The following is a 16,405-nucleotide window of genomic DNA, read 5'->3' as shown; positions in this document are numbered from 1 at the left end:
ATTCTTCGGAATTGCATATAAGAAGACGCAATGATACAATCAATTTGCGACTCGCGAGTTAAAATTAATCATAGTTAGGCGATATTATAATTTAATTGTACCATGCAGTTGAAATCGTGTCAAATGCATTTTAAATGGTTAGGAGCGAGGTAGAATGAGTAGCTTGGTTCTCGATTTTCAGCAAATCGACCGCACGCAGCTGTCGCTCGTTGGCGGCAAAGGCTTCAATCTTGGGGATCTATCCCGGATTCAAGGCATTCACGTACCTAAGGGATTTTGTGTCACTACCGAAGCCTATCGACAAATCATTGGACACAACACATCGTATCACGTTCTATTGGACCGATTAACCACGCTAAGCGCAGAAGATCGAGATCAAATTGGAGAAGTCAGCAAACAGATTCGACAGCTCATTATAGAATCCGAAATCCCGTCCGATGTAGTGAAAGCGGTTGTTCGTGGCATCGCCAGGCTTGGGGAGGAGCATGCTTATGCCGTGCGTTCCAGCGCGACTGCCGAAGATCTGCCGCATGCATCATTCGCCGGTCAACAGGACAGTTATCTGAATATCATCGGAACAGAAGCCATTCTGCAGCATATCAGCAAGTGCTGGGCGTCCTTGTACACAGATCGTGCAGTCATCTATCGGATGCAAAATGGATTCGATCACCGTCAAGTCCATCTAGCCGTGATCGTCCAAAGGATGGTATTTCCGCAAGCATCGGGAATTATGTTCACCGCCGATCCCATTACGATGAACCGCAAGCTGCTGTCCATCGATGCCAGTTATGGACTTGGCGAAGCGCTGGTCTCCGGCTTAGTATCTGCCGACAATTATCAAGTGCGAGATGGACAAATCGTCAACAAGCGGATTGCGGTCAAACAATTGGCTATTCACGGACGAACAGAAGGCGGAACCGAAACTCGCCAGATCGATTCGGACGAGCAGCAGGCTCAAACCCTTACGGATGAACAAATCTTGGAATTAGCACACATCGGCCGGCGGATCGAAGCTCATTACGGCAGCCCTCAGGATATCGAATGGTGCTTGGCTGATGAGACCATCCATATCGTCCAGAGTCGGCCGATCACGACGTTATTCCCGATTCCCGAAGCGAATGACCAAGCGAATCGCGTGTATCTATCTGTCGGCCATCAACAAATGATGACCGATCCCATGAAACCGCTGGGATTGTCTTTCTACCTGCTAACGACTCCCGCTCCAATGCGCAGAGCAGGGGGAAGACTGTTCGTCGACGCTACGCCGATGCTCGCCTCGCCTGCAGGCAGAGATACGCTGCTCAATACGCTGGGACCATCCGATCCGCTCATCCTGGACGCGCTTTTGACCATAATAGAGCGAGATTTTATAACAATGTCACCTGATGTTGATCAAAAACCGGCACTCGTCAGCAGTCGTGAAGAGCTGCTGTCTGCAGACTTTCAAGCCCAAATCGAGAATGACCCGTCAATCGCTACTAATTTGATTGAAGAAAATCGGTCATCGATCGAAGCGATGAAACAAGTCATCCCGACGAAGTCAGGCCCCGCTTTGTTTGATTTTATCGTAGAAGACATGCAGCAGTTCAAGCAGATCTTATTCAACCCGCAAAGCTGGCGCGTCATTAGGACGGCTATGGATGCTTCAACATGGATCAACGTCAATATGAAGGAATGGCTGGGCGAAACAAACGCGGCAGATACGTTATCGCAATCCGTGCCAAACAATATTACTTCGGAGATGGGCTTGGCACTCATGGATGTTGCGGATGTCATCCGACCTTATCCGGAAGTCATTCATTATTTGCAGCGCGTGAAAGAGGATCGCTTCTTAGAGGATCTGGTGAAGCTCGATGGCGGGCAAGAGGCCCAAGAAGCGATTCAGGCTTATCTGGACCAGTACGGAATGCGCTGTACCGGCGAAATCGATATGACAAGAACGCGTTGGAGCGAGAAACCAAGCACGCTTGTCCCGTTGATCCTGAGTAATATCAAGAACTTCAAGCCTCATGAGAGCAGGCGTAAATTCGAACAGGGGCGGCAGGAAGCATGGGACAAAGAACAATCGATATTGGCTCGGTTGAGACAATTGCCGGATGGCGAACATAAAGCCGAGGAAACGAAGCGTGCAATCGACTTCATCCGGAATTTCATCGGTTATCGGGAATATCCCAAATACGGCATGGTCAGCCGGTATTTCGTCTACAAGCAGGCTTTGCTGCGAGAGGCCGAACAACTCGTACGCGCAGGCGTCATTCAAGAGAAAGAAGATATTTACTACCTTACATTTGAAGAACTTCGCGAAGTCGTTCATACGCAGACACTGGATTACCAGATCATCACTAAACGTAAAGACGAATATAAACGATATGACAAACTCACGCCGCCGCGCGTAATCACGTCCGATGGCGAAATCATTACAGGCAAATACAAACGAGACCATCTCCCAGCCGACGCGATTGCAGGGCTGCCTGTTTCGACTGGCGTTATAGAGGGACGGGCACGCGTCATCCTTCACATGGAGGACGCCGATCTGGAAGAAGGCGATATATTAGTCACTGTCTTTACAGATCCGAGCTGGACACCCTTGTTTGTCTCCATCAAAGGCTTGGTCACCGAAGTTGGCGGACTCATGACCCATGGGGCCGTAATCGCGCGTGAATACGGGCTGCCGGCCGTCGTCGGCGTGGAGAATGCGACCAAGCTGATCCAAGACGGGCAGCGAATTCGCGTGAACGGAACAGAAGGTTATATCGAAATTTTGAAAGTCGAGGCGTATAATTGAACAAGAGCATGACCGAAGAGCTGCCTGTTTGGCAGCTTTTTCTACATCGTATCTTTCCGAATTATACATTAGAAAATTTACTCTCCGTCATCTGATAGATCGAAGCTCCCATTGGCATCTACTAAATATGTGCGGAAGGAGGGTCAGGAATTGCTCAGTATGAATCTAGACCGGCAGGAAATAGAACGAGAACTTGTAGAACGCGCTCGGAGCGGCGATGAGGAGGCGTTCAGCGAATTGGTTCGCACGCATAGGGCGAAGGTCTATGGCTGGGCAAATACGATCGCTCGCGATGCATTCCTTGCAGAAGATATCGTGCAGGATGCGTTCATTCGAGCCTTTCTGCACCTTGGCACCTTATCGGATGCCAGCCGATTTGTCCCGTGGCTGCAAACCATCGTCCGCAATCAGGCGTATATGAAACTTCGCCGCGGAGGGCCATTTGCCAAGGAGCTGCCGTTTGCCGGTATCAACTCGGACAGTGGCTATTCCACAGCGGGATACGACGGGGATCATGATGCTATGGATTGGGGGAATATCGACCGGATCCTGTTCCGAATGTCGCATTCCGCTGCAGAGGAAGCGCAGCACGGCAATGACCCTGTCAAAGGCATGCTGCGCAAGGAGTTAATGGAACAGCTTCATTCCTTGCTGCATTGCCTCAGTAAGCGCGAACGGCAAATTTTCGAAGCCCATTTCTTTGGCGAACTCCCTCCGGAAGAGATTGCGCAGCTGTTCGATACCACACGGGCCAATGTTTATAATCTGCTTTCTCGTTCAAGGACGAAGGTGCAAAAGGAGCGAATCCGCGTCACGATCCGGCAATATGTTAGGCAGCGCGCTGAGATGGGGCAGAGACGGGTTCATATTTTGCAGAGCCCCCAGATTTAAGAAAGGAGCATTGGAATGAGCGAAATCAGCAGCCTATTGCAGAAAGATTGGACAAAGACGAAGACGAGCGCCGCAGCCGCGATTCATGCCGCAGTGGCCTATACCGACAAGAAGCATTATTCATTAGTGGATGTCATGGGGTTCACCGGCCATGCATTCCGGATCAACATCGATCCTGATCATATCGATGTCGCAGGTCCCACGATGTTTCCGGGCGGGTTTCTGATCAGACGGAACCTATGCAATTTAGGCTTTATCAGCAGCCTCTCGGACACGGAAAAGCCGTACTCGCCGGATAAGGTAGAGAAGGTTTTCGCGATGATTCAGCAGTCCATTGACAGAGGAAGGCCTGCCATTTGCTTCGACCTGTTCATTCCGGAATTCGGCCTTATTCACGGTTACGACGACGAACAGCATCTGTTCCATGCCAAGGACGTATCCAAAGAGGGGACCCTATCGTATTCCGATTTCGTAGAGAAACGAGATATGCTCTGGGTTACAACCATCAGTGAAAGTCTTCCGCATTCCAAATATGAAACGCTTCGAATGGCGCTTGATATGATCGTCGAGCATGCGCGAGGAAGAGAATGGCAGCACGTATTCGAAGGGAAATATGTGATTGGTCTCGCTGGCTATGATGCCTGGATCAACTGTATGCAGCTCAGAAAGGCTGACCCCTTCGGCAATGCGTACAATACCGCGGTTATTAGCGATGCCCGCGAGTTTGCGGCACAGTTTCTTCGTGAATTGGTCGTTCGTTGGAACGGCGAGAATGTCGTCGAGCGCACCGTGCGCAGATTGGCTGCAGAGGCAGCGGCGCATTACGCCAAGACGGCGGCCGCATGGGTTGAAATGCGTGAGTTGTTCCCTTTTCCAAATGGCGGACATCCTGAGGAGCCCGCGGTTGCAGACCGGACGATAGCACTTCTGCAGGCAGCCAAGGAAGCCGAGGTTCACGGTGTACAAGTATTGGAACAGCTGTTGGATTTCATGAAGGGCTATTGGTCCGAAACTTGGATTAATTAATCGCGTTAGAATGGGGAGAAGGTACAAGATGTTGAACCAGGGTGCAGACGTGATCGGTTACTGCAGCTTGAGACTTCCAGTCTCAAATTTGAGAATATCGGTTGAATTTTATTGCCATGCACTGGGCTATGAACTGATTTCGGCTGACTATTCATTCGGAGAGGCGCATGTTGGATTGAAGAATGGAAACGGCCCGGGAATTTTCTTGATGGAAACCAAACCGGAAGATGTCACGCCAATGAAATTTACATTCCCCCGATCATTTTTTATTACAAGTCGTACAGGACAAGTAACGGTGATCGAGCTATTAACGAATGATTTACTTGCATTGCGTGAACGGCTTCAACAAGCTGGAGCCCAAGTGGATAAAGAACCTGAATTTATGAATGATTTTGGTTATTTCACCTTCTACGATCCTGACGGGCACTATTTTCGAGCTGTCGAAATGAGGGCGGTGCAAGAAAGCTAGTTTGGATCAGCGGAAGCTTCTGATTTCCATCCTCTCGGAAAATCGTCAAACGTCTTGCATTTTCCCGGTCAAAGACGGGGATACAATAGATGTTCGGTTAAATATTTCCAGCTGATGGAAAGGGGACTTTCGCGATGAACCAACGATTGGATGACGAAGCGCGAAGAGATGCGCATTCAGAAGATCATCTATTAGCCGGTAAAACGGCGCTGGTAACGGGGGCCGGCTCGGGCATCGGCAGAGCTTCCGCTCTGAAGCTTGCACGCGCCGGGGCGAATGTATGCCTGCTCGACTTGATCGACGAGCGGACGGAGGACGTCGAGAAGGAGATTCGCGGCATGGGCAGGGAAGCCGAGTTCTATGACGTTAACGTGTCCGATCCTGTCCGAATGGAACGCGCCATCCGCGCCGCGGCAGAGCGTTTCGGCCGCCTTGATGTCGTATTCGCCAACGCGGGAATCAACGGCACGCTCGCCCCGATCGAAGACTTGACGCCGGAGTCATGGGACGAAACGCTTGGTATCAACCTGAGGGGAACGTTCCTAACCGTCAAATACGCCGTACCTCATATGAAAGGGAAGGGCGGCAGCATCGTCGTGACGAGCTCGATCAACGGCAACCGGAAATTCTCAGGTTTCGGCATGGCCGCATACAGCTCCTCTAAGGCCGCTCAAGTTGCTTTTACCAAGATGGCCGCATTGGAGCTGGCCCGTTACCGCATTCGCGTCAATGCCATCTGCCCGGGCGGAATCGAGACGAATATCGGAGACAGTACCAAGAGCACGAAAGAATTGGACAAAATTCGCATTCCGGTCAAGTACCCGGAAGGTTCGCAACCGCTTGAGCACGGTCCGGGGAAGCCGGAGCAGGTGGCCGATCTGGTGCTGTTCCTCGCTTCCGACCGGTCCAACCACATTACCGGCACGGAGGTTTACATTGACGGAGCCGAGACGCTCTTGTAAACCGGAATAGATAGGAGCTTGCGCTTAGATGCGCAAAGCTCCTTTTTAATTTTTCCAAATGAACCATTCCATGATCAACCATTTCTCACGCTGACAAAGCATTATTCCAATGTAGCCCTCCAAATATAAGGGTCATTATTGCTGGTGTATATGCCTTTGATCACGCGATATGCAAGTTTCGGTGTGCGGTATTCGTTACCCCATACGTATATCAAGATCGTTCCCTTCCGATGCAACGGCTATTCGCTATAATTTACATTAATTGTCTGTATTAGCGCGCCGTCGAAAAGCGAATCATGAAACGCAAAGACACTACTAAAAGGAGATGCGTATTCGGATGGACAAGCAATTAAATGCGGCTGAGCAAGGGAAGCTCTGGGCAACCTATATGGGGAATACGATGTCCATATGCGTGTTGAACTACTTTCTCCATCATGTCGAGGATCAAGATATCAAGAAAATCATTGAATACGCATTGGGCATGTCAAAACAATTCGTTCAAACGATAACCGATATCTTCAATCAAGAAGGCTATCCGATTCCGACCGGCTTTTCCGAAGACGATGTGAATCTTCAAGCGCCAAGGCTGTTTAACGACGACTTCTATCTCCATTACTTGAAATACACGGGTAAAGCAGGCATTAACCTTTATGGCATTGCGATCCCCTATATGGTAAGAGCGGACACACGGAATCTGATCACGCAATGCGTCGATTTGACTACGAAATTGTTGAATCAGGTGAATGAGACGTTAATCGCCAAAGGGCTGATTCTTGAGGCGCCGATTATTCCCTACCCGGAGCAGGTGGATTTCGTCAAGAAACAAAAATATTTGACTGGTTTCTTCGGGGATGTAAGACCGCTCAATGCTTTGGAAATTGCGCATCTGCATGATAACGCCTTAAATAATGCAACAAGTAAAGTCGTTCTTATCGGTTTCCATCAGACGTCTCAATCCGAACAAACCAAAGCTTATTTTGCCAGAGGAATCGCTCTCGCCGACAAACATTTGGATATATGCACCAAAATGCTGGAGGATGAAAATTTATCATCCGTTCCACTTCTAGATCCTCTGGTGACAACGTCGACGACGGCTCCTTTCTCGGACAAATTGATGATGTTTCATAAGGTAGACATGTTCATCATGCGATTAAGAACGTATGGCAATGCGTTAGCTTTCGCTAGTCGGCATGATATTGCAGCGAAATACGGAAAGTTTATGCTGGAAGTCGGAAATTACGTTGAAGATGGCGCTAATATTTTGATCGACAACGGTTGGCTGGAACAAATCCCGCAGGCTGCCGATCGAGAGGCATTAGCATCCATTCGCTAAGTCAAAATGATCTGGAATGAAAAGGGTTGGAGCGGGGGTACCCCCGCTCCAACCCTTTTCTCATACGGATGGCGACTGATTGGACCGTTCCTTATCGACTATCCTTACGGCTCAATACCCCATTGAAGGGAGCCGTTCACGTAACCGGTCATTTTCGTCCAATCTACATAGCTGGAGCCCGTTGAGCTGAACGAATAGTCGTTCGATTGCGTGTAGTTCGTCCAGTCCGTACGGGCAATGCGGATCTGGATCTCGGTCGACGCACCTGCTGCAAGCGAGCCCGCACCGCTCGTGAAACCAATCTCAAAATACGTATCAGCGCCTGTCTTCGCTGAAGCCATCGTCACGAACGTGCCTGTTACGTTCGAGCTGCCGATACCCGCCCAGTCGCACCAGAACGCTTGTGTTTTGTTCGTTGCGTCGACCGTATAGTAGTAACGCAGCTTGACTGTCGTAAGATCCAACGCGGTCGTACCCGTATTAACGAGTTTAATTCTCGGAGCAATCGTATTGCTGGAATCGGTCGTATTGCCGCTGTACATTTGGATTTTCAAGCTGCCTGTGGACGTCGTGCTTGCTGGTGTCAGCGAGATCACATTGGAGGTCGTCGATCCTCCTGAGTTAGAAGCAACGACACGGTAGTTGTACAACGTACCGTTAACAGCTGTCGAATCCGTATAGGTCAATGCAGTCAAGCCTGAAGCGATTGCTGCGTATGTGCCGCTTCCCGTTGCGCGCTCAACTTTATAAGACGTTGCGCCTGAGGAAGCCGTCCACGTCAGCGCTGCTTGCGCGTTGCCAGCCGTACCTGATAACGTAAGCGCACCCGGTAACGCGACGGTCGTGTCAACTACCGATACCGCGAGCACCGGATCGGTGCCAGCACTGAAGTCGAACGTCAAGTTCGTCGTGCCAACAGCCTGTGCCGCAAGATAGCTTTTCTTAATCGTGACCGCTGTGCCCGATACCGTGTAGTCCGTACCGGATACGAGGGAGGTAGAGCCGTTCTTAATGCCGCTGAGTGTGTTGCCGTTCAATGTCAGTGTAACCGCGATATCCGCTTGGTTGGCTGTATTCTTGTCGAACGAAGCACTTGTCGGCGTGATCGTCGAGCTTGGCGTCGTATCAACAACCGATACTGCGAGCACCGGATCCGTACCGGCGTTGAAGTCGAACGTTAAGTTCGTCGTGCCAACCGCTTGTGCCGCAAGATAGCTTTTCTTAATCGTAACCGTCGTGCCCGTTACCGTGTAGTCCGTACCGGATACGAGGGAGGTAGAGCCGTTCTTGATGCCGCTAAGCGTGTTGCCATTCAGCGTCATCGTAACTGTGATATCCGCTTGGTTTGCCGTTTTCTTGTCGAACGAAGCGCTCGTAGGTGTAATGGACGAGCTTGGGACGCTAACCTTTAAATTAGGCAATTCATCCAACGTAATGACATAATCACTTTGATACAGCGTTGTCAGAGTCGTTGGATTATTGTTGGCGGAACTCGTAATAAATTCGCCATACCAAGGGCAGAAGTAGAGCCATCCTGCTTTCTCCTCAGTCAAATTCTGTAGGCTTGGGATCGTATCGTTCTCCGTCATGGCAACCATTTTCTTGCCGCTAGTCAAATTAACCAGCTGATAGAAAATCGAGCTTATCGCATCCTCATTCGGTACACCGGACAAGCCGTCAGTACGGTTATAGACCGTATTGTATTTGTCGTAGCCGACAATATCTACCTTATCGTCGCCAGGGTACCATTGAGGAGAAGTGCTATAGGTGTAGCTGTTGTAGATCCAGATAATGTTGTGCAAGCCGTAAGTTTGCGTCAGCTCGGTGTAGAGCATATTCCACATCTGCTTGTACACAACTGCGCCTGCTTTTGCCCACCAGAACCATGCGCCTTCGCCATTCGCTCCTCCATTACCCTCAGCCTCATGGAAAGGACGGAGCATGATTGGTACGTCGTTATTTTGCAGAATCTGCAGCTGTTCCGCCAAATCCTGAATCGCCAGCTGCAGGTATTGATATTCTTTCGTACCAGGGACTACAGCGTTAGCTGTATTAAAATCGGTTTCCGTTGGCTTGTAGGTTGCGTCTTTCCAATCCACAGCTTGTCCAAGCGTGTAGGACGTGAAATTCTTCGGTACATTGATGTGCCAGCTAGCCGTTGCGATACCGCCACGGTTATTGACCCAATCGATTACCCGATTGGTCGTACCATCTTCCCAACCGTATAACGGGTTATAGTTCATGAAATCAAAGCCGCGAATAGCCGGATATTTGCCCGTCAAATTGTGGATCCAGTCGAACTCCAGCTCGTAATTGCCATTATTGCCACCGCCGTAGATTTCTTGCTGACCCGAGACAATATGGTCGCCGTACACGCCTGTCAAATAATTCATCAGAAGCTGTGTTTGCGGTGTTGCTTGCGAATCGGTGAGGGTAGCCGGTGGGTTTAGTGGATCAAGATTGGCATAATCAACCGTGAAAGAGTCAAAATACGCAAATCCCCAACCCGCCTGGAGTTGAATCGTGTTGGTTCCTGCAGTCAGCTTCTGATAGCCGAAATCGAAATTGGACCATGTCGTGGTGTAAGGCAGCATGAACGAACCCTTGCTAACGCCATTAATCGTCAAGTACTGCAATCTGCCGTCCGTGCTCAACTCCTGCATATAACGAGTCGTGATCGAGTACAAGCCGGTTGTCGGCACCGTCACTGTGAAGGAGATGGTACCGGAGCTTTGCATCCAGACGAATCCAGTTCCTGTGTAGCCAGGCTTAGCCGTCCCGTAAATCGAAGTCGCTACTTGAAGATCGGAGGTGAGTGTAGCGTTCTCGGCTTCAATCGTGAATAGAGGAGTGGTGGCCGCATGTGCGGGCACGGTTATCAAGCCAATCAGCAGCGAAAGCGTTAGAAGCATCGAGCTTGCTTTTTTGAACCAGTTTTTCATTACCACAATTCCTTTCCATTTGGAATATGTAATCGCTTACTAGATGAACATATCGTGAATCTCGTTACGGAGATATGCATTTTAATGACTTTATATTGGTAATTTCGGCACTAGTTTTAATGGTGAATTGGGATTATTGCATACGAAAAAGGAGCTCTTATGAGAACAGAGCTCCTCGGACGGTTGTTGCACAACTAGCTTAAAGCTTGTTCAAGATCTGCAATAATGTCCACGATATCTTCGATTCCGATCGATAGACGGATCAAATTCGGCTTGATCCCGCCAATTGTTCGATAGGGTTCTGGAACGCTGTAGTGCACGGCTGCAACAGGTTGAGTAATCAAAGATTCTACTGACCCTAAGCTAACTGCGCGAGTAAACAACGCGACGCGATTGAGAAAACGATTAACCTCCAGCTGTCCACCTTTCAGCTCCACACTTAGAACCCCACCAAAGCCCGTCATTTGATCAACTGCCAGCTTATGTTGAGGATGACTTGGCAATCCCGGGTAATGCACCGTCTCTATGCTTGGATGCTGCTGCAAGTACTCCGCGACTTGTTGTGCGTTCTCGTTATGACGCTGCATACGTAAACCTAATGTTTTCATTCCCCGAATAAGCAGCCACGCATCGAAACCATTGAGGTTGCCGCCTAACTTACGGTAAACCTCTGAGCACTCCTTAATGAATGCTTGTGTGCCCACAATGGCGCCAGCCATGACATCACTATGACCATTCATATATTTGGTACAGCTGTGAACAACAATATCAGCTCCGAGTTCCAACGGCTTCTGATTCAAAACCGAGAACGTATTATCTACTATCAGTTGAATATTATGTTCGTGAGCCAGATTCGCCACTTGACGAATATCATGGATACGCAGCGTTGGGTTACTCGGTGATTCTAACAAAATGATCTTGGTATTCGGACGGATAGCTTCTTTAATCACTTCGATGTTGGTAGCATCGATAAAGCTCGTTTCTATGCCGAAGTTAGGGAATAACGAATGCAGGAGGCCAAAGCTGCCACCATAAATATCTGCATGGCTAATCATATGATCGCCAGCCCGCGCAAGCGTCAATATCGAAGTAGAGGTTGCTGCCATCCCAGAGGCAAGCAGTAGCGCGGCTTCAGAGCCTTCTATTTGCGAGATTTTGGATTCTGCTATTCCAAAATTGGGATTACTAAACCGGGTATAGATATGACCGCTTGATCTACCCTCCATTAGATCAAGCATGCTCTCATTTGACGGAAATGCAAACGTAGTTGTTTGATAAATAGGTGGAACTACCGCTCCAGTAGCAGGGTCTGGTTGTTCTCCGGTATGGATCAGCCTTGAATTTATACCTTGATATATTTTGCTCAATCTGATCACCCTTTACCACAGTATTGAGGCCGTTTCAGTTAAAAAAGGGGCATACGTTATCTATACATTGGTGAGCTCAGATCTAGAAGGCTTTTAATTTGAATAGAGGTGGCATCCGAAGGAAACCGCGAAAAACCCGCGTTTTCTAATAAACGTCGGGTTTCTTTTGCGTCAAGCTTTGTCCAATTATACAGGACTTATCTTAGCAGCAATTCGATCCAATGCTTCTTGAACGGTTGTCGGAGGTGGCCCAGACCAATCAGCTGGATTTCCAGGTGTATACGCTAAACCGAATGCGTCATCCACTCTGATTAAAGTGGTGTTTGTTCCAACGAGCGTTACACGTGAACGGATCGGTATCGAATCCTCGGTTGCCCTAACCCTTGTAATTACATTATTAACACCGTTAATAATCAATCTCCCGGAGTTTGGGAATGGATTGAAAATATTTTCTGTAATAGCAAAACTGGTTAGATTCATTGGATCGATCGGAATATGACCGGATTGAACGTTGATGATCACATTGCCGTTGATTCCGCCGCCGACGAGATTCACCTGCGTATCGGTCGCGGCTTGCGAATTGATCGTAATGTTTCCGCTGGGAACGAATGATGCGAACATAAACATGTTAATCCCATTTTGCGTATATCCGCCTGATAGCATCGAGTCGCGAATGTTAACCTGATTGACAGAGGTTGTTAGCGCAGTAAAAACCGGGGTAGGCGTTAAATTGACGCTGACGAAAAATAATTTACCGCTGAAACTGCTGGCTGTCACAAAGTTAAAATCAAGCGGGCCCGTCAGCAACGTCAGATCAACGAATCCGGACCGATTGTCGTTAACAAATCCGGTTTCAAACCATGAGGGATCATTAATATCGAAAGGTATTGATAAGCGGGTTAGCAGGGTACTCGTTCCGACGAGTTGCACATTCGCCTTTAAATGGACTAATGGCTCTGTATAGTTACCGGGCCCGATTGAAATTGCATACCGCTTGGCTGGCGTTGCATCCATAATGGAGGACATTGCCGCGGTGATCGTCAGGAAAGGATGACACTCGCTGCCGTCAGCGGTCTCATCGTTTCCAGCTTTGTTGACAATGATGATCTGAGTGGCCACTGGCAAAGGCTCGATGCACCCAGGCCCAGGTGGTCCCGGTGGGCCGGCAGGCCCTTGCGTTCCGGGAAGTCCAGGAGGGCCGGGAGGACCAGGCATTCCGGGCGCGCCTGGCTGTAGCAAGATGGTAATGATCACATTAACAACATTCTGAATCTCATTCATGAGATTGTTTATAACCGTTTGATTGTTCTGTAGGACTTGAACTGTGACGGCGAGCTGCGTGAGTACTAATTCGATCTGCGTAAACACTTGGAGGGTGGCTATCGGAAACGTCTTTAATATCGTCACGAATTGGTTGATGATGGTCGTCATCTCTGTTTTGACATTGAAACAGAGTTTTGACTTGCGCAATAACCGAGACATGCGCTGCATCTGGATCCTTAGATCCTTAAGCATAGCTTCATCTTGATGAAGGATGGCTGGCGGTAAACATTCGGCTACTTCCTTCAAAATATGCTTCAGCCTTAGAACTTCCTGGTCTGTGAGCATATTGATGCAAGGTCTTTTCTTGCAGCATTTGCACAGCCGGATGCATTTCCTGAATCCTGACTTTTTCCGACCTACAGTCGAAGCGTTAATGCGCGAGAGCTTCTTAAGGCGCAACCTCATATCACCTTCCCCTTCGATATCCTTGGGAACATAGTATGTAGATTGGTCTATCTGGTATAAGCGAGTAACCCGATATAAGCGCAAAGATAGACATTAACCCCAGGGTAAACGAACAGTCTGTCCTAATAGACTAGAGCGCAACGTTCGCCGTAGTTATCGACTACTACCCAATAAGGTCCCAACTTGTTTAGCCATAAGCTTTATAGCGCTAAAAATAACGAATGACCGCAGCAGATTAATTCCTGCTCGGTCATTTTGGGGTTTATCACCAGAATAAAAAGGGGAGGGACCTGCCCCGAACTCGCAATGGTATGTTGTAATTAATAGTTGACAACCGGCCATTTGACCTTGCGAAGCGATTTCATCAGCTCCGGCGATGCGTTCAAGTTGGATTGCACAAGCTGGTGCGGCGTAAGCGCCATCCATTGGTTGAGCGATATATCCTCGAAGCGCGGCGCCTTGAACATCTCAAGAAACCAGACTGTATCTTTACCCGTGTTCTGCACGTAGTGTCCCATTGCAAACGGTACGTATCCGACGTCACCGGCACGATAATCGAACGTCCGAGCGACGCCGTTGCCGCCAAATACGGTCATGCGGGCTTGCCCGGATAGGTAATACTGCCATTCGTCATTGTTCGGGTGCCAGTGCAGCTCACGCATCGCGCCGGGTTTGATCTCAACAAGTGCTGCTGCGATGGTTCTGGCAATCGGGAAGTTGCTGGAATCCGCAATGCGGACAGTACCTCCGGGCGAGACAATCGGCTCCTGCGCCATTAAGGAGTGCTTGAACGAGAGCGGAATCGTGCCAAATGGGGATTGGATCTTCTCACTCTCAATCGAGCCCGGTACCTGATCTTGATAAATATACACCTGCTCTTGCGGGATGCCATTAAACGATTCGACCGGGATGCCGAAGTTAGCGGCGAGAACATCCTTCGGCGTATGAGCGAACCAATCGGAAATCGAGAGGGTATTCAGATCCGAGAAGCTGCCGTCATCGAAGACGAGCAGAAACTCGCAGCCTCCTTCCAGAGCTTGAATCGAGTGCGGCAGTCCCGCAGGAAAATACCATAGATCGCCCTGACCAACGTCTGCGATAAAATTACGTCCATGCCAATCCACTGCTGTAATGCGAGCACAGCCCCAAATCATAAAAGCCCATTCCGCCTGCTGGTGCCAATGCAGCTCACGCACGCCTCCTGGGCGAAGGCTCATGTTGACGCCGGCCAACGTCGTGGCGATGGGGAGGTCTCGTACCGTTATTTCACGTGACCATCCGCCTTTGTTCAGCTGCATATGCGTATCTGAAAACGACATTTTCAAATTCGGCAGCAACCCGTTATCTGTAGGAGGAGGGACGAGCATGTTCGGATTTTCCTTGTCTCGCATCATATCGCGCGGGCCAAGATCAAGCCCTCCGAAACCGTCACTAACACGGTAAGGCTGCGGGATGAACGCCTTTGGATTGTTATTGCTGATAGGCTGATCTTGGGACATGCTGATCCTCCTTAAGATCTCTTCTATTCGTATCATCTATATGACTTAGAGAAACGATGGATTCCCGCGTCATGAGCGGTTTTTTTGTGTTTGGGATGCACGTTTTATCCTCATCAGAGTATTATGTTTACGAAAGTACCTTGACTGTCATAGTAATATGCCTTATCATGCAGATATGGAGGTGATGGTATGAGTGAGAACAAGATCACATCCGACCTGCTGCGCGGACATACAGACACGATGATATTAAGGTTATTGTCTGAAGCTGATCGTTACGGATACGAGATCGTCAAGCTGATTGCCGAACGTTCGGAAGGCGAGTATGAGCTTAAGGAAGCAACGATGTACTCCAGCTTCCGGCGGCTTGAAGCGGACGGCGACATCGAGTGGTATTGGGGCGATGAATCACAGGGCGGACGGCGCAAATATTTTCGAATAACGAACAAAGGCAAAGAAACGTACGACCGCAACAAAAGCAACTGGGAGTATGCCAAGCGCGTACTCGAAAACCTATTATAAGGAGATGGCTATTATGAACCAAAAATTGACGGATTACTTGAACAGTGTTTTTATGCCATACGAAGGGGTGAAGAGCGTCACCGAATTAAAAGCGGACCTGCACGCCGACTTGCAGGAGCGATACCAAGAACTCGTAGCTGAGGGAAGGGACGAAGAGACTGCGTTCAAGATGACGGTTGAAAGCATCGGCGACATCGAGCAAACGATTCTGGAGGTTGCCAATCTCTCCCGTTCACTGGAACGGCAAGTGAAGATCAACCTCAAAGCAAAGGATCTGCAAGAGAGTGACTTCGCCGGCGTTACATTACGCAACGGTAAATTCAAAGCGAGCGCATTACGCGGAGCTGACTTTACTGGCGCAGACTTGACCGGCAGCACGTTTGCGACAAGCGATGCAACGAATGCTAATTTTGACCGCACCAATCTGACCGACTGCAGCCTTTCCGTCAGTACCCTGACAAATGCCAGCTTCAATCAATCAATCCTTGTTCGCACCCACTTCAACACGTCTGGCCTGGACGGCGCACAATTCAAAGACGTGAAATTGACCGACGTCACGATATCGAAGACCGACCTTAGAAAGACGCTATTTGACAACTGTTTCTTTAACGGCGTGAACTTCAACTATTGCGACTTACGAGGAATAAGCTTCGAAGGGATGAGCCTCAACGGCGTTACGTTTGACAGGTCGGCGCTGAACAACGCTTCGTTCCAAGGAGCGACGCTCAAGAACGTATCATTCCGTCTACCATTCTCCTTGACAAACAGGTCATACAAAGACTTCAAAACCGTCAGCTTCGACGGTGCGACGATGGATAAGTTAACTTATACTGCCTTGAAAAGCCTGTGGGTCGTCGATTTGTCAAAAGTAACGGTCGTTTAAT

12 protein-coding genes are annotated in these 16,405 nt (G+C 49.2%); 8 read left to right on the top strand and 4 right to left on the bottom strand.

Annotation, left to right across the window (positions count from 1 at the left end; genetic code table 11):
• The first annotated feature begins 154 nt into the window (after positions 1 to 154).
• The 6 genes from ppsA to DFQ01_RS12900 all read left to right on the top strand — a co-directional run bounded on the left by ppsA (position 155) and on the right by DFQ01_RS12900 (position 7,466).
• Positions 155 to 2,785, top strand: a complete 2,631-nt coding sequence (ppsA, locus tag DFQ01_RS12925; RefSeq protein WP_110044309.1) for a phosphoenolpyruvate synthase — start codon at positions 155 to 157, stop codon at positions 2,783 to 2,785.
• Between the two features lie 159 nt (positions 2,786 to 2,944).
• Positions 2,945 to 3,676, top strand: a complete 732-nt coding sequence (locus DFQ01_RS12920) for an RNA polymerase sigma factor (RefSeq protein ID WP_245946666.1) — start codon at positions 2,945 to 2,947, stop codon at positions 3,674 to 3,676.
• 15 nt (positions 3,677 to 3,691) lie between these two features.
• Positions 3,692 to 4,702 (top strand): hypothetical protein, encoded by a 1,011-nt coding sequence (locus DFQ01_RS12915; RefSeq protein ID WP_245946657.1) that lies wholly within the window; start codon positions 3,692 to 3,694, stop codon positions 4,700 to 4,702.
• Between the two features lie 28 nt (positions 4,703 to 4,730).
• Positions 4,731 to 5,171 (top strand): VOC family protein, encoded by a 441-nt coding sequence (locus DFQ01_RS12910; protein WP_174812675.1) that lies wholly within the window; start codon positions 4,731 to 4,733, stop codon positions 5,169 to 5,171.
• 134 nt (positions 5,172 to 5,305) lie between these two features.
• A complete protein-coding gene (locus tag DFQ01_RS12905) occupies positions 5,306 to 6,133 on the top strand; it encodes an SDR family oxidoreductase (protein ID WP_110044306.1) in 828 nt (275 codons plus the stop codon).
• Between the two features lie 337 nt (positions 6,134 to 6,470).
• Positions 6,471 to 7,466, top strand: a complete 996-nt coding sequence (locus DFQ01_RS12900; protein ID WP_245946656.1) for a DUF3231 family protein — start codon at positions 6,471 to 6,473, stop codon at positions 7,464 to 7,466.
• Positions 7,467 to 7,570: 104 nt separating this feature from the next.
• On the opposite strand, the gene DFQ01_RS12895 is transcribed toward DFQ01_RS12900, so the two are convergent.
• The 4 genes from DFQ01_RS12895 to DFQ01_RS12880 all read right to left on the bottom strand — a co-directional run bounded on the left by DFQ01_RS12895 (position 7,571) and on the right by DFQ01_RS12880 (position 15,002).
• Entirely contained in the window at positions 7,571 to 10,408 is a 2,838-nt protein-coding gene (locus tag DFQ01_RS12895) for a X2-like carbohydrate binding domain-containing protein (protein ID WP_110044304.1), read from the bottom strand.
• 194 nt (positions 10,409 to 10,602) lie between these two features.
• Positions 10,603 to 11,775: a trans-sulfuration enzyme family protein gene (locus DFQ01_RS12890; protein ID WP_110044303.1), complete on the bottom strand. Its 1,173-nt coding sequence runs from the start codon at positions 11,773 to 11,775 to the stop codon at positions 10,603 to 10,605.
• 186 nt (positions 11,776 to 11,961) lie between these two features.
• On the bottom strand, positions 11,962 to 13,056 hold the full coding sequence (locus tag DFQ01_RS12885) for an exosporium leader peptide (protein ID WP_245946665.1): 1,095 nt from the start codon (positions 13,054 to 13,056) through the stop codon (positions 11,962 to 11,964).
• Positions 13,057 to 13,823: 767 nt separating this feature from the next.
• Positions 13,824 to 15,002, bottom strand: coding sequence for an oxalate decarboxylase family bicupin (locus tag DFQ01_RS12880; RefSeq protein ID WP_110044302.1), 1,179 nt, complete (start codon positions 15,000 to 15,002; stop codon positions 13,824 to 13,826).
• Between the two features lie 189 nt (positions 15,003 to 15,191).
• Between DFQ01_RS12880 and DFQ01_RS12875 the strand changes: the two genes are divergently transcribed.
• Positions 15,192 to 15,521, top strand: coding sequence for a PadR family transcriptional regulator (locus DFQ01_RS12875; protein WP_110044301.1), 330 nt, complete (start codon positions 15,192 to 15,194; stop codon positions 15,519 to 15,521).
• A 13-nt stretch (positions 15,522 to 15,534) separates the two neighbouring features.
• A complete protein-coding gene (locus DFQ01_RS12870) occupies positions 15,535 to 16,404 on the top strand; it encodes a pentapeptide repeat-containing protein (RefSeq protein WP_110044300.1) in 870 nt (289 codons plus the stop codon).
• Position 16,405: the final 1 nt, after the last annotated feature.

The organism is Paenibacillus cellulosilyticus (assembly GCF_003182255.1).
Lineage (GTDB): Bacteria > Bacillota > Bacilli > Paenibacillales > Paenibacillaceae > Paenibacillus_T > Paenibacillus_T cellulosilyticus.
This window is presented reverse-complemented; position numbering and strand designations above follow the sequence as displayed.